We start from the raw sequence: 15950 nt of genomic DNA on the forward strand, positions 1-15950 counted from the left end.
TAGGAGCTTGAAAAATCTTAATTATCTTTTTAGAGCCGATGATTCGTCCGGGAGAGCGAACGGCTCGTCGTTCGGTTTTGCCGGAAGTTTTCGGCAGGCGATCGCGCGATCGCAAACGGCTACACCTCAGTCGTAGCAGGGGATTTGAATTGTGGTCATTTCCAGCAGTTCTGCCGCGATCGCCCCTCGAAAAACTGCCGAGATCGACGGGATTGGGCGGCGCGATCGGTCGCCACGGTCTATCTACAGAGAGATACCCGAAATAAATGGAGTATGATAGAAAGAGACAAGACAACTGCGAATTCCCACAACAACTTGAATTTTCAGATCCCAACTTCCAGACTGCACGTATATTTTTTGCCCGAGCGCACTCGCTGTGAAATCGCTTCACCCCCGTTGCTCAATGATTTTACGGGTTGCAACGCGCTCGTTCGCACTCTGGCGGATGGCTGGGTTGGATCGATGAAAATGGCGATCGCCCGTAGATGCGATCGCGGTGCGGGGATGTTTGCATCGACGGTTTTCTAAAACTCATTGTCCCCCACGGGGGGCGCTGATACTGGCGACGTTCGCGGCGATCGCGAACCGCCTCCGATGTTTCATTGTTGTTCATTTGGATCCATCTCTATGCCTATGCTTCAGAAGCGAGTTAAAACTCAGAACTTACCCAAAATCAACGAAAGAATTCGGTTTCCCAAAGTGCGGGCGATCGATACCGACGGAACCCAACTCGGCGTGATTTCCTCGCGCGAAGCCCGAGAAATTGCCGAAGAGAAAGATTTAGATTTAGTCTTAGTCAGCGATAAATCCGATCCGCCTGTCTGCCGGATTATGGACTACGGCAAATATAAATATCAACAAGACAAAAAGGCAGCGAAAAAACAGCAAGGCTCTCAACTGAAAGAAGTTAAGATGCGCTATAAAATTGGGGAACACGACTATAAAGTTCGTAAATCCCAAGCCCAGCGCTTCCTCAAGTCTGGCGACAAAGTTAAAGCAACGATCCGCTTCCGAGGTCGGGAAATTCAGCATACGGATTTAGCGAAAGAATTGCTCGATCGCATGGCCGCCGACCTCCAAGATGTGGGCGAAGTGCAGCAAGGACCGAAAAAAGAAGGGCGGACGATGATGATGCTCGTGGCGCCGAAGAAATAAACCCTATGAATCCGCACCGTCGAGCTTGACGGAGATCTGAAAAGGACTCAGGAGCGATCGCCGCCTCTGAGTCCTTTTTTAGCGTCCTTCGCTCCCCCGATCGCCGAAATTGCGGGGGAAGGAGATCGGCTGCAACCTACGAAGATCTCGGGATACAATCGTCTCAAGAGGGGGAGGTGCGACCCACGGCGATCGCGGGTCGCTTGCCAATCATTAAGAGATCGTTGAGAAATCATTGAGAAGATCGTCGAACGTCTGCTGCGATTGAGGGGTCATCAGGGAATCGATTCTGTCTGTTCTATTCACTCCAGATCTCCGTGTTAAATACATCTCCAACCAAGCCGCACAACCTCATCGATACTCGCCTGCACGGCACCCGCATGAGTGCGTTTTTGCGCGAACTTTTATCGAATAGCGGGCATTTTTTAATCTTTAACGTCCTTTCGGAAATTTCTTTATTTGGTTGGCGATCGTATCTGACCTCTCAAAGTCATTATTTGATTACGATCGCCCTATGCGCGCAAGCGTGGTATTTATCGCGACCGAAGGCAAACCGCTTTTGGGGCAACTTTATCGGGCCGACGATTTACACGCTGACCGATTTACCCTTAGATGGTCTTGAGTTTTTCCAAGAACCCAATCATCTAATTTTATGGATCTTTTGTCTGGCGATCGCCACCTTGCAAGGATTGCGATGTCACTGGACGCCGGGACTTAAAAACTGGATCGTTCCCCTAGAAAGTTTCACCCGTAGCGGCATGTTAATTTCCCTCTACGTTATTTTAAAAATCAAAGCGGAACATTTGCCGTTGTCTGGGGCGCAAATTCTCGATATTTTTAGCACGGCTCACCATCAATTCTTTCTAGAAAGTACGATCGCCATCGGTCTGTTAGTCGGATTGCAAACCTTGCAAGTGAGCCAGCAACAGGAAATCCTACAAGAAACCGCTGTCGCGTTACGCAATTTGGCGCAATGGGGTCTAGGAACTCACGTAGTGAGTACGGCGATCGCCGATCCCGATGCCTTGGGATTTCAGCGCCGCGATCGCGCGATCGTCTTCCTCGACGTGAGAGGATTTACACGCTGGTGCGAACAAACCGCCCCCGATCGCGTGGCTCAAGTTCTCAATACTTACTACAATGGCGTCGAACCCGCAGCCGCCGAATTCGATCCCTTGCGGATTACCCTGACGGCGGATGAAGTGATGGCGATTTATCCCACGGTGGAACAAGCGGTCAACGCCGCCCAAAAAATGCGCGACGCGGCGATCGCCGTCCTCTCGTCCCACGGGTTGGGCGCTGGATGTGCGATTCACTACGGCAGCGCGATCGAGGGACTTTTTGGCAGTGAAGACGTGCGAACTTATACGGCGATCGGCGATGTCGTCAATACGGCCAAACGGATCGAAAGTGCGACCCCTGCCGGAGAAATTACTATTTCCGATGCCGTTTACCGACAGCTCGGCGATCGCGCAATCGTCGAACCGTGCGAGGCGATCGCCGCCAAAGGCAAAAGCGAGCCGATCGCCGTCTGGCGGTTGCTCGAATGGCGCCAGTCTCCCGATCGCCCCGATTCGTGCTAGAACAGCGATATCTGGTTCTCTTGACAGACTCATGACTATGTTACTGCGTTCGATCGCCCCCCTGGGCTTACTCCTGCTTGGCTCGATCGGTGTTGTCACGACAGATGTCCCCCGAGCGATCGCCTGCATCGCTTTTGACTGGGACGGTGACACCGAAACCTTCGGCGATGATGGCTACGACGGGAGCGACGGACGCAACGGCGAGGACGGGAGATCGGGACCCAACCGCGAAATTGTCGCCGACGGAACCGAGACGGTACTCGACTTGTCCGGGAGCGACGGGGAAGATGGCGAGGACGGGGAGGACGGCGATCGCGCGCGATCGTGCCGACAGCCGCGCAAGACTGAATACAACGTGAGAGGCGCCCCGGGCGGCGACGGCGGCGATGGCGGTCGCGGCGGCGACGGCGGCAACGGCGGCAATCTCACAATATATTACAGCGATCGCGCCGACTTAAGCAAAATTTACGTCGTCGCCGAGGGCGGACGCGGCGGATTCGGCGGCGACGGTGGCGACGGAGCCCGAGGGTGCGACTGTCGCGAACGAGATTGGGATGTAGAGATCTGCGAGACCGTCGAAGGGAGTTCCGAACGCCGTTGTTTCGATCGCGAATTCCGGTGTCGGGACGGCGACGACGGCGACGACGGACGCCGGGGAACGAACGGCAGATCCGGCGACTTCGGCCAACTCACATTAATCCCCGGCGGGGAGCCTCTCCCGGAAGACCGCCCGAGTGCCACGATTTCGCTCTCACAATTCGGCGATCGCCCGGTTTCCCTCTCCCGACATCGGTGGGAAACGCAATTCGGCGCAACTTCTCTATTAGCGCCGGGATCGAAAATTGCCGACGAATACCGAGAATATATCGACACGATCGCGGGGAATTTTAGCCTACGCTGGAACGACCCGCGCGCGATCGCCCGCTATGGGGACATTCCGGTAGCGTTAAATTTAGTCGAAGCGGGTAAAGTTGAAGCGACTGTTCCCGAATCGGTCTGGATCGCTGCGGCGGTTTCTCAAGAAAATCAAACGACGATCTGGACGGTCGATCGCATTTTACGCGAACAAGAAGCAACCCAGTTAAAGGTCTCTGAATTTACAGGAAGTCGTCAAGATATGAGGTTAAGCGCGATCGACATCGCCGCAAAATCTGATATTTTAACCACGGACTTCGCGATCGTTTATCGTTCCACGAAGTTCGGCGATCGTCTCGGAACTCGTTCTAATTACGAAGTCCGGTATCAAGGGGAAATCCCGCCGGAGTTGGTCGAACTCGACTACAATCGCTTTACTTTAAATTTAGGAAAGTTGCCGATCGACGATCGCTATTTAATGTCCGGGGTCGGGGTAGACATCGAGATCGAAGTGACGCGATCGCTCGGCGATCGCTCGGCAAAACAAACCCTGATTTGGCAGGGAACAATTCGATAAATTGCCGCCCTTCTTCTCAATCCCCTTCGCTCACGGAGTCCACGATCGCACCCGTACTTCCCCGGACGGACTGACGATAATCTGAAGCCGTGCGTGCGGCACCTCCAACCCTTCTCCCGCCAGGGAAAGAATGCCAAAACGTGCTAGAGGTGTGCTTTCTCCCCAGTCGTGGGCGGCGCCGTTAATCGGTTGGTAGCTGTGAAGTTGGCCGTCGCGATTGACGATCGCCGCGTAAACTAACCCTTCCCCGATCGCCCAAGCGACCGCCGTCGCCAAGACCAAACGTTCTGTCAGTTGGCGACGCTTACGCGGTGGAATGAACGGGGTTTTGAGGCGAGGTTCGGGCCGTTCGGAACTCATACAAGGGTTGAAGTTTTCAGCAACTATTTATAGGCGCACACATTCTCCCATTTTACTACAGACATTCTACCAGGCTTCGGGCGGATAAGTCAAGGGAATTTTAGAGTTTAAATTGCAGAGTTTAGATTGTAGATTTTAAGTTTTGAATTGAAACAATATCGGTTGTTTTTTTAGCAGTTCTCCTCGACTTAATCCCTCCTGACTTCTCATTTTTGGTGATATTTTTCCCTGTCGCATCTCTTCCTTCTTCCCTTTTGGCTTTTGCCTCCTCTCGACTCCCGACTCCCTACTTCTTCGCCTCATTCCGTCCATTCCAGGCGATCGGATGCGTCGGCGGCATTTCCCACAGTTCGTTCGTTTCCGCGTGCATTTGGGTTTCGCGGTCGAGCACTTCAATCACTTTTTTATAAAGGTCTTCGGCTTGTTGGGGAGAATTGGCGATACTGGTCAAACCTAACTTACCAAATTCCGACAAACATCCCATTAAATGAAACACCGTTCCCGTTTCCGTGCTGCTGTCAAAATGGAGCTGATGGTAGGCGATGATATCCATTAAATCATTCGGCAACAAACCCCGATAGCGGTCTTTTTGTAAATTGTCCGTAGCGCGATAGAATTTAGCCCGTCCTTGCTGGCTGTAAAACATCCCGCTTGAGAGTTCGTAGCGACCCATTGTTAATAGTTTTAATTCCATAAATGGATGAGTCGTGCCGCCTTTTCTCAGGTTAATTTCGATCGCGTGAAGTTGCCACTGAGCCGGGCGATCGCCCGGGTTATTGCAAACCGCAATAAAATCGACGCCGAAGCGTTCTAATGCTCCTTTTGCCGATAAATTTTGGCCGATTCGCAAGCCCAATTCTTGCAAGCGCAAGCGATAAGATTCATCGGCGGGAAACAAGCAACCGAGATACACTTGGCCGTCGGGACCGCCTAAAATTTGGTCGTGAGTCGAGAGAATTTCGACCTTACCTTCCGGCGTAATCCGACATTGGACGCTCGGCGATCGCTTCGTCGTTCCTTCGATAAATAGCTCGACGATCGCCCCCAATTCGGGGATACGACTGGCAAAGGTTTCCCAACATTCTCCACTGGCTTGAAAGCTCATCTGGGTCAGGCGTTCGCGCAAGAGAAGCGATCGCCGTGACGGCGAGACTTCCGCCAAACCTTCGACATTGAGAAGGGCGTTCCCTTCCCCGGAAAAGCCCTCGTTGAGTTTGACCACGAAGCGACGCGCTTCGGGTTGCTGTTGCCACAATTGTGCAGCCGCTTCGGCGAGGTCGTCCGCCGATCGCACCAACTCACTCCCCGGGGGATGGGGGATCCCGCATTCGGCGAAAATTTGGCGCGACCCGCTTTTCGTTCCCCAGTAGAGTAAATCGGGATCGACCGCCAGCAGGGGGATTCCGAGGCGGACCGAGAGTTCCCGTTCGAGGGGAGTGGTGTTAAAGCAGACCATATAGGACTGTTGGGGTCGCAAGGCGCGCCAGATGCGTTCCATGAGGCGAGGACGGTCTAAGATCTTGCGCGTCAGGGGGTGGGGAGACGAATCGTAGGTGGAGAACAGCAACAGGCGATCGCGCGCGTGGGAAAATGGAATTCCCGGTAGCAGTTGCAAGTAGTAATCGATCGTACTCGGATGTAAGGGTTGTGAGGTGACGTAAATCAGGCGAGTTCGGGGATTACGCAAGCGAATTAAGGAATATAAATTGCGTTCTTCGTAGTGGTGAACGCCGGAAATTTTTTGTAATTCTCGTTGGTCTAAAGTAATCGAAGGAATGACGACAATATCGTTATCGCCGCGATCGAATTCGTCGATCGTTTGCCAGCGATCGCGCAATTGTTGTTGAAGGTTGCGAAATTTATCCCGTAAATCTTCTTCCGAAATCGGTTCTCCGAACATCCGTAGTGGTCCTTCTGGGGTCTCAACTCTCATTCTAACGACCTTGAAACCCCCACGGCGATCGCCTGTCACATTTAGTAATATTTGCGTAATATTTGCAGCTCCTGAAAGTCCCCCTTTTTAAGGGGGATTTAGGGGGATCGGAGTTCTATTTCATTCTCTTGAAAAATGGGATGGACAATCCCCCCCAACCCCCCTTTTTAAGGGGGGAGTCGAGGAAAGTCGCCCTTTTTAAGGGGGGAGTCGAGTAAAGTCCCCCTTATTAAGGGGGATTTAGGGGGATCCTCCATACCCCATTGGATTGAGAAAAGCACGATCGTTTTCTATGGTTCTCTGCAGACAAAAAAACCGATCGCCCCAACGCGATCGCCGGATTGTCCAGGATCGCGGTTTACAGAATTTCATCTTGCAGTAACTCGAAGATCAAATCTAGGCGAATTTCAGTCACTAAATCCTCTAACATATCCTTACAGCTTAAGTTGCACTCAGGCATTTCTTCGATTAAGTTGAGTACCATGTTTTCATTGAGCGTGGTCACTGCATCGTGGAGGCGATCGCGCCATGGTTTAGGCATTTTGCTCAGTTCCGAACGCAAGAGTGAGGCATGATTCGGATCGAGCTTTCCCCAGGAGGTAAAGCGCACTTGTAAGGGATTATTTCGATTTTGTTGAGGCGAAGTTTCATAACAATATTCTAAATTAAAATATTCGGCGATTTTTTGATAGAGGATATTTTTATCCAAAGGTTTGGAAAGAATGTCGTCGTAACCACTTTCTTGAATTTCTTGCTGTTCTTCTTCAAAAGCGATCGCCGTCGTCCCCAAAATCTTGACCTTCTTCCCTTCAGGAGTAGCGCGAATCCGTTGGGTGGCTTCTTTCCCATTCATATTCGGCATTTTGACATCCATCAGAATTAAGTCGGGTTGCCAATTTTTCCAAACTTCTAACGCTTCTTGGCCGTCGGAGGCTTCGCGAACTTGGAAGCCAAGTGGTTCGATCACTTTGAGCAACAATTGACGGTTTGTTCTCGAATCGTCCACCACTAAAATTCGATAAGAGGGCGAACCGGGCATGACACCAACGATTTTCTGTGATTTTTGAACAGTTGAAAGAGTGGGCGATCGCCCTAGATTGAAATCGAGGCATCTCAGGGGAATTTCAAAACTAAACTTAGATCCTTTATCCACTTTAGAATCGACCTTAATTTCCCCTCCCATTAAGTGAATAAATTCCCGAGCAATTGACAATCCCAATCCGGTTCCTTCTTGACCTTGGCGACCTTTACTCGCTTGCGAAAAAGGATTAAAAATATTCTCTAATTCTTCCGGTTCGATACCACAGCCCGTATCTTCAACAGCAAAGTAAACTTTTGAGGACGCAGGGCGATCGCCATTCCCGGAAACCTCTGTCGATCCTTGGCGAGATTCGACCCGTAGGGTCACCGAACCGATTTCGGTAAATTTAAGAGCATTCCCGATTAAATTAATCAAAACTTGACGTAATTTAACTTGATCTCCACAGACGTAATGGGGAAGATTGCGATCGCGATTGAAAATCAGATTGACCGTTTTTCCGTGACTTTTCACCGAAAACATATTATGGAGATCGTCTAACATCAAATAAAGGTCGAAGTCATCCTCATGGAGTTCCGTTCGCCCCGACTCTATTTTAGACATCGATAGAATATCGTTAATCAACGTCAGCAAATGTTTGCCGCTTCGCTGAATAATATCGAGCATTTCTTGAGATTCGCGACTTAATTCACTGGCTTCACCGAGAAGATCTGCAAACCCCAAAATCGTGTTTAGAGGAGTTCGCAACTCGTGACTCATGGAGGCGAGAAACTCACTTTTGGCTTGATTGGCGGCGGCGGCGCGCCTCGCTTCTCGTTCGGCAATTTCTCGCGCTTCTTGTAACTGGTGATTGGCAGCTTGTAGCTGTTCCTCAGCTTGAATTCTCTCTTCGACTTCCCGTTTGAGATTTCTATTTTGTACGGCGAGATTACTTTGCAAAGCACCGATCGTCAGTTGATTTTTAACGCGCACCAATACTTCGGACATTTGAAAGGGCTTATTAATATAATCTACGCCACCAGATTCAAAGGCTTTGACTTTATCGAAGGGTTCGTCTAAAGCACTTAAAAAGATAATCGGAATCTTATGAGTTGCTGGATTGAGCTTGAGTTGACGGCAAACCTCGTAACCGTCAATTCCCGGCATTTTTATATCGAGTAAAATTAAATCCGGTGGGTTCGATCGCACCGACTGCAACGCCAATTCTCCGTCGGGTGCCATGCGAACTTTATAGCCACTGTCCGATAAAGTTTGCATGAGCAGTTGTAAATTGGCTAGGGTGTCGTCAACCACTAAGATGCTGGCTTTGTAAGTTTGCATCAACCCTCACTCCTTCTTTGAGTTCATCAATTCTTGACCTAATCAATAGGGATTTCATCGACGACTGGGTACGGAGAACCCCGGTGGGATCCCCTCGACCCCACAATCCCTCTCTATTGTTGTAGCCTGTGTAAGTAAAAATTTAGATCGTTTAGCTTGCTTCGCTGAGATTCGCAATGGTTTTGAGGGGGTGAGTTCGACCCGAAAACCAACCGACAGTTGCGATTTTAACTAATTTCAGTGAGAGATGACTGAGGATCGCCCCTTATTTTTTCCTGAGTAGCAGTCAATGGACACGGAGTTGACTCCGGTTCAAAACCGTTCTTTTTCCTTATCTATTTTAGGAGATATTCAAGCAATTTTACGAAAACTTATTATTCTGAAAAATTAGAACCAACACATTAGTGGATTCACTAGCGTGCTTTGCGGGTTCGGCCAAAAATATAGGGTTCTGGGTCACTAATGGCTTTAGCGGTTTTTGCTGGCCGTTAATTCGAGCAGTTCTTTAAAGCGGATTTGGCGGGCTAATTCGCTCAACCCGTCGGCGATCGCCGGGTATCCCTCGCGAATCTCGTCGATCGCACTCAAAATGTCGTCGAGATCTCCTTCGACTACCGCCCGATGGCACGACGCCAGCCAAGAAGCAGGTAAATCGGCCATCATCTCCCGGGTGAGGGCTTCGCGGGGTGTCGTTGGGGCGCCTGCAGGGGGTTTGTCCTCGTAAATGTAGCGAACGTTGAGAAAACGGGCGATCGCCTCGAACAGTTCGATCGCCTGAAAAGGCTTACATAATAAAGCATCACACCCCGCCGCAAAAATCGAGCTGTGTTCGGGTTCGAACGAACTCGCCGTCACCGCCACCACGATCGTCTGAGAACCGCGTTCGCTACTTTTAATCCGTTGGGTGGCGGTGTAACCGTCGATCGTGGGCATCCGCATATCCATTAAAATTAAATGGGGTTCAAACGCCTCCCACACCGCGATCCCCTCTTCCCCGTCGGTCGCCACGCGCACCTCAAATCCGACCGACTCCACCAATCGCTGCATCAAATAGCGGTTTTCTTCGTTGTCATCGACCACCAAAATGCGGTAACGCGGCTGATTTGGCGCCAAACCCACCACCCGACCCTCGCCGAGGGAGGTTTCGACCGCCGACGCTTCGGCGACGGAAACGGCGATCGTAAAGCGAAAACAAGTCCCCACCCCGGGTTCGGACTCCACACTCATCGACCCTCCCATCAGTTCGGCAAAATGACGGGAAATTGCCAAACCCAACCCAGTTCCTTCTTGGACCTGTCGTCCGGATTCCGTTTGCGAAAACGGTTGGAACAGTTTGTCGAGTTCGGTAGTCGCAATCCCCACCCCGGTATCGGCTACGGCAAATTCGATCTCGCAGCGATCGCCCGGTTGTAAACTGGTTCCCGGACCTCCTTTCGAGACCACCGTCAAACTTACCCGGCCCTTTTGGGTAAATTTGAGAGCATTATTGAGTAAATTGATTAGCACTTGACGCAATTTCAATTCATCCGTATTGATATAAGATGGCAGTTCGGCACTGGCTTCGACTAAAAGCGTCAATCCTTTATTTTTTGCTTTCCAATCAAACATTTGTTCGAGATCGTCGAGGAAGCGATAGAAATTGAAGGGATTTTCGTTGAGAGTAATGCGTCCGGCTTCAATTTTCGACAGATCCAATACTTGGTTAATCAACTGTAATAAATGCTGTCCGCTTCGCAAGACAATATTGAGGCTTTCTTGCTCTTTAGGATCGAGGTTCGGACTGCGTTCGAGCAGTTCGGAAAATCCCAGAATCGCATTGAGAGGGGTGCGTAATTCATGACTCATATTCGCCAAAAAGGTACTTTTGGCTTGGTTGGCGGCTTGTGCTTCCCGGGTTGCGGCGGCGAGCTCGGCAGTCCGTTGGGCGATTTGTCGCTCTAAGGTCCGGTTGTAATTGGCGAGTAACTCGGCGGCTTGTTTGCGTTCGGTAATATCTTGAAACACGTTAATAGCATAGATGATTTCACCGCGATCGTTATAAATTGGCGTGCCTTTCACTTCTAACGGAACGATGCGATCTTCTTTGTGAATTTCGATATCTTCGAGAAAAACATTTTCCCCTTTTAAGGCGCGTTGGCTGGGTAATTGCTGCACGGGATAGAGTTCGTCAGTTCCGGCGCGGTAAATTCGATACGCTTTGGAAAGAACTTCTTTGGTCGTTTCTTCCGTAACTTTATAACTGAGTTCGTGTCCCATCTGGTTCATATATTTAACGTTACCAGAGGGGGTAATCACGGCAATGCCAATTGGAATAGCTTCTAAAAGTTGGCGCAATTCTCGTTCGCGATCGCGCAATTGGGTATACAGTTGTGCATTTTCGATCGCGATCGCTACTTGTCCCGAAAGTAACTCGATCGCGTCGAGTCGTTCGGCACTAAAAGCACCGATAATTAAAAGATTTTCTAAATAGACAATCCCGCGAATTTGACCTTGATTTATTAACGGGGCGCACAAAATCGATTTGCAGGTATTGGCGCGCAAATAGCGATCGCTGGGAAAGCGTTCTTCGGTTTCGGCATTGTCGAGAACGACCGTTTTCTGCGTTCGCATCACGTAACGGGCGATCGAGGTCGATAAAAAGGGCGTATCTGCCGACTCTTCCAGGGTTTTGAGCTCAATTCCTAGGGTCGATGTTGTAATTTCTCCTTCTTCGGTACTGCCTGCGGCTTCGACCGTCCAATTCTCCCCATTTTTGAGCATTAAATAAGCGCGAGATGCACCGACATTTTCGAGTAAAATTCTCATCAAAGAATCGAGCAAGCGATCGATCAAAACTTCGCGAGCGATCGCCTGAGACGCTTTCATTAACGCCGCTACATCTAACGATTTTTCTACACTGCTTGACGTGGTTGCGATGGTGCTTTTCGCTATGGGCGATCGTCCCAAAATTTCAGGAGAAAATAAATCCGGATACTCCCGTTCGATCTGTCGAACTTTCGCCATTGCCCCCCAAAACAAATAGTGATAGTAGGCTTTCTTTAAATAGGTATCTGCAATATCTTCTAATTGGCGATCGCGGTAAAATTGAGCGGCTCGTTCGCAGGCGAGGGCTTCTTCTTGTAAATAGTCATTCTTTCTCGCCCCACGAATGGCTTTTTCGTAAGCCCGAACGGCTTGCCAGTCCTGTCCCGATAATTTGAGTTTTTCCGCCTCGATCAAATCCCATTTATGTTGAAAATTTATCGGCGCCTGTTCCGCCCAATATTTGAGTCTATTTTGACAAGATTCGACCTGTTTTAGAATCGCTTCTCGTTCGCTTTCTGGCACTGTTTCACAGACCGCTAATCCAGCTAAAGCGCGATAAAAAGGATTGTAAGCCCACGGTAACAAGCCGATAATTCCCCCTTCATAAGCTTGGGCGCGATCGCTGTACTCGAAGGCGCGACGATAATCTTTAAATAAATAACAAATAATAGCTTTAATTAAATAAAAATTGTAGAGACTTGAAAAATTATTATTTTCAATGAGAAGCTTTTCCATTTTTGTCTCGTCAAAATGGGTTCCTTGTAAAAGGTCTACCTTATCATCCCCGTCTCGACGAATATTTTCAATGTATTGCGCCCATATCTTAGTGTAAAGGAGCTGAAATTCTTGTTGCAAATCTGCAACTAAATCATGATAATCTAAGATTTCATTATAAGCAGTTTCTAAATTATTATCGAGCAAGGCAATATCGTGGCAGTAGTTGACCGCAGCATAACAGGCAAACTCAACTTCTCCCGTAGCAATGCCAATGGGAATCACTCGTTTTTTAAGAGGTTCCATCGCTTCTCGCGCTGACTGTTTCCAATGAATGATAAACGAATAAAAATTATTAATAATACGACATTCAATGTCCTGAGCTTGGTATTTATCTAAAACTCGTAAAGCCAGTTTTCCGAATTGATAACCCCGTTCAATTTGCTGCAAAACACTGCAAAGGAGTAAGCCATACAAGGCGTAAGCATAAGCCGCTAAAGGACAGTTGCCAAAGCGCAAACACAAATCGACCATTGTAAACGAAAGAGATGCCAATTTTTGAGGTTGGCCCGTGTAAATTGGCCCGAATAACCGCATTAAAATATGCATGGCCGCTTGCTTGTAAGGATCGGTCATTTCTGGAAGGTTGTAAAGCTGCTCGATCTCCAGATCTACGATCGGTTCGGTTTTGATAAAAGAGACGCCCAATTCCTCTAAAATAGTCATGCCTCGTTGAATAGAATCTGACATTTTATTTTGGGCGCCATAGACTAAAATCTTGGTGATGTACAAGTTGACTTTATCTAAAGGATTCCGCGCGTAAGAAATGGCGATTGCGGCCAATTTTATAGCGCGCGCGTAATCCAGATTCAAGTAAAGAGTTTCGGCAAATTGCGCGTACAATTCTAGACTTAAAGAATATTGAACCGACCAACTTTCTTCGGGTAAAAGAGCGATCGCGCGTTCAAAATAGTGAATGGCGGCACTGTAGGCGATCGCCTCTTTGGCTTTGCATCCAGCTTGCCTGTTGAGGTCGAGAATTAAGCACCGTGTTTGCTCGTCTTCAACTAAATCGATCGCGTTATTGAAGCGATCGACGATCTCGAACAGGCGATCGGAAAACTCTTCGGGGGGCGTATGTTCTAACAACCAGCGACCTAACAGTAAATTGAGCTGTTGGCGGCACTCAGGCGCGATCGAATGATAAGCGGCTTGCTGAATGCGATCGTGGCCGAACTTATACTCTTGAATCAATAAATTTTCATCAAAATTAGAAATAGGCAGAATCAACCCTTGTTGAATCGCGAGTAATAAATTGTGGAAAATTTCTGAGAGGGAAAGAGGAGAAAGGGCGCCGAGAGCCTCTAACTCGAAATCCGACCCGATACAAGCGGCAAAACCGAGAAGGGTTTGGGTCGATTCGGGCAGTTTTTGAATTTTCTTCAGCATTAACTCGACGAGATTATCGGTGATGTCGAGCGCTTCGATGCGGGTAAGATTCCACTGCCAGGTTTGAGTATCGCGATCGAAATCGATCTCGGTTTCGTTGTAGAGGGTATTGAGAAATTCTTTGACAAAAAATGGATTGTTTCCTGTTTTTTTAGCCACCAACTGGCCCAAGGAAGCGATGCTCATTTCCGAACAATCTAAGGTATCGGCAATCAGACGATTGATATCTTTATTCTTTAAAGGGGCGAGGGTAATTCGATCGATCGCCACCCCCTGTTGGCGGAGGGTGTCGAGGGTTTGCATCAACGGATGGGTCGGACCGACTTCGTTATCCCGGTACGCACCGAGTAACAATAGATATTTTAAATTCGTCGCCCCCATCGTCACCTCGATTAACTTGAGACTGGCGGTATCGGCCCATTGGAGATCGTCGAGGAAAATCACCAGGGGACGATCGCGATTGCAAAAGACGCCGAGAAAGTCTTCAAACACCCAATTGAAGCGGTTTTGAGTTTCCATCGGTCCGAGTTTGACCACGGGAGGCTGCGATCCGACGATCGCTTCGAGTTCCGGGATGACCTCAAGAATCACCGAGGTATTGTCCCCGAGAGCTTCGAGGAGGCGATCGCGCCATCGATTTAAAGATAGCTCACTTTCGGACAGCAGTTGTCTCACTAAATCTCGCAACGCCTCGATCGCCGCCTTGTAAGGAATATCCCGTTGAAATTGGTCGAATTTCCCGGCAATAAAATATCCTTTCGCTTCCGTAATCGGTTTGTACAGTTCGCGTACCAGTACCGATTTACCGATCCCGGAATAGCCCGCCACGAGCATCATTTCCGCTTTTGGCTCGCCATTTTCGGCAAATTCGCCCAAATGTGCCACCCGGTTAAAGGTTTGCACGAGGTGTTCGATTTCCCGTTCGCGTCCGTAAAGTTTTTGTGGAATTTGAAAGCGATCGCAACGGTCGTTTTTAGCAACTTCAAAGGGTTCGATCGCTCCGGTGGCGTCCCACTCTCGGGCGCAATATTCCCAATCGGCGAGCAGTCCCCAGGCGCTTTGATAGCGATCTTCGGCAGTTTTCGCCATTAATTTCGCCAGAATCGGCACCAGGGCCGCAGGAATGACCCCCTCGAAGTGAGGACGTTTGGCTAAGTGCGCGTGAATTAAGGCTAAGTCGTCTTCACCGGAAAAGGGTAGGTGACCTGCGAGCATTTCGTAAAAGGTGACGCCGAGGGAGTAGAAATCGCTGCGATAGTCGAGGGATCGATTCATCCGTCCCGTTTGTTCTGGAGAAACGTAAGCGAGGGTACCTTCGAGGAGTTGGGCAGTTTTAAAGTTGGGTTGTTCGCTACTCAGTCGCGTGGAAATGCCGAAATCGATAATTTTCAGTTGGTGGGTTTCGGGATGAATGATGATATTGCTGGGATTGATATCTTTGTGGATGATATTTCGGTCGTGAAGTTCGCCGATCGCCTGGGTAATTTCGATGGCGATCGGTAGGAAATCGCCGAGATCGAGGGGCTTTCCTTGTAGCCACTCTTTGAGGGAAATGGCGCCGATATCTTCAAAAATAATCGCAAACGTATTTTGATATGCTTGCCAATCGTAAGGGACGATCGCGCGATCGCATTCCAAGCCAGAGGCGATCGCGTACTCTTGTTTGTAGCGGACGATTTGCTCGGATTTGGCGAATTTTTGCTTGAGCAATTTAATCGCTACCGGACGGCGATCGCGCGATCGAATACCGCGATAAACGATCGAGTTGGAACTTTCGTAAATTTTTTGTGTAATGTCGTATCCGGGGAGTTTCATGGAACCATTACCAAGAGAAGTCAAGCGGGAATCGAGAGCCGGGTTCTCGGGAAATCGGGCGATCGCAGACCTTCCCCCGAATGAGTGTCTGTCGATCTCTCAAGCGGTCTTGAGGGGCGATCGCCCCGCTCTTCTCAAGGGATCCAACTCGTCGATAGATTCAGTGAAAACCCTGAATTGATTCGCTCCCTTAAAGGGATGACTCCCTTAGTATTCCCGTGGAAATACTGGTTTTCTCATCCGGGATTGCCGAGGCGCGATCGTGGGGCGCCTCGCCGAAAAATCACCCCGTTCTCTAACTACTGTATAAACTTGCCGTCCCTGGAACCGAACTTTATCTAAAAA

General features: G+C 49.4%; 9 protein-coding genes. 4 read left to right on the forward strand and 5 right to left on the reverse strand.

Going from position 1 to position 15950, the window contains the following annotated elements; translation table 11 throughout:
• The first annotated feature begins 38 nt into the window (after window positions 1-38).
• Window positions 39-266 carry a hypothetical protein gene (locus JJD41_RS03865; RefSeq protein ID WP_200664794.1) on the forward strand — a complete coding sequence of 76 codons (228 nt, stop codon included), beginning with the start codon at window positions 39-41 and terminating at the stop codon, window positions 264-266.
• Between the two features lie 143 nt (window positions 267-409).
• Here the strand turns inward: JJD41_RS03865 and JJD41_RS03870 are convergent, their stop codons facing one another.
• Window positions 410-613 carry a hypothetical protein gene (locus JJD41_RS03870; RefSeq protein WP_200664795.1) on the reverse strand — a complete coding sequence of 68 codons (204 nt, stop codon included), beginning with the start codon at window positions 611-613 and terminating at the stop codon, window positions 410-412.
• 20 nt (window positions 614-633) lie between these two features.
• Here JJD41_RS03870 and infC point away from each other — a divergent pair, with 20 nt between their 5' ends.
• The 3 genes from infC (at window position 634) to JJD41_RS03885 (ending at window position 4170) form a co-directional block, all read left to right on the forward strand.
• Window positions 634-1155, forward strand: coding sequence for a translation initiation factor IF-3 (infC, locus tag JJD41_RS03875; RefSeq protein WP_370583718.1), 522 nt, complete (start codon window positions 634-636; stop codon window positions 1153-1155).
• Window positions 1156-1472: 317 nt separating this feature from the next.
• Window positions 1473-2738, forward strand: a complete 1266-nt coding sequence (locus JJD41_RS03880) for an adenylate/guanylate cyclase domain-containing protein (RefSeq protein ID WP_370583719.1) — start codon at window positions 1473-1475, stop codon at window positions 2736-2738.
• Window positions 2739-2769: 31 nt separating this feature from the next.
• A complete protein-coding gene (locus tag JJD41_RS03885) occupies window positions 2770-4170 on the forward strand; it encodes a collagen-like protein (RefSeq protein ID WP_200664797.1) in 1401 nt (466 codons plus the stop codon).
• Between the two features lie 30 nt (window positions 4171-4200).
• Here JJD41_RS03885 and JJD41_RS03890 read toward each other — a convergent pair whose 3' ends face one another.
• The 4 genes from JJD41_RS03890 to JJD41_RS03905 all read right to left on the reverse strand — a co-directional run bounded on the left by JJD41_RS03890 (window position 4201) and on the right by JJD41_RS03905 (window position 15605).
• The gene (locus tag JJD41_RS03890) at window positions 4201-4530 is read right to left on the reverse strand and encodes a hypothetical protein (protein WP_200664798.1); all 330 of its coding nucleotides are present in this window, start codon (window positions 4528-4530) and stop codon (window positions 4201-4203) included.
• Between the two features lie 286 nt (window positions 4531-4816).
• Complete coding sequence (locus JJD41_RS03895) at window positions 4817-6430, reverse strand: peptide ligase PGM1-related protein (RefSeq protein ID WP_200664799.1); 1614 nt, start codon at window positions 6428-6430, stop codon at window positions 4817-4819.
• Between the two features lie 391 nt (window positions 6431-6821).
• Window positions 6822-8822 carry a response regulator gene (locus tag JJD41_RS03900; RefSeq protein ID WP_200664800.1) on the reverse strand — a complete coding sequence of 667 codons (2001 nt, stop codon included), beginning with the start codon at window positions 8820-8822 and terminating at the stop codon, window positions 6822-6824.
• A gap of 468 nt (window positions 8823-9290) precedes the next feature.
• Window positions 9291-15605, reverse strand: coding sequence for an AAA family ATPase (locus tag JJD41_RS03905; RefSeq protein ID WP_200664801.1), 6315 nt, complete (start codon window positions 15603-15605; stop codon window positions 9291-9293).
• Between the last annotated feature and the right edge of the window lie 345 nt (window positions 15606-15950).

This window comes from Oxynema mangrovii CENA135, from assembly GCF_016632315.1.
In the GTDB taxonomy this organism is placed as follows: domain Bacteria; phylum Cyanobacteriota; class Cyanobacteriia; order Cyanobacteriales; family Laspinemataceae; genus Oxynema; species Oxynema aestuarii.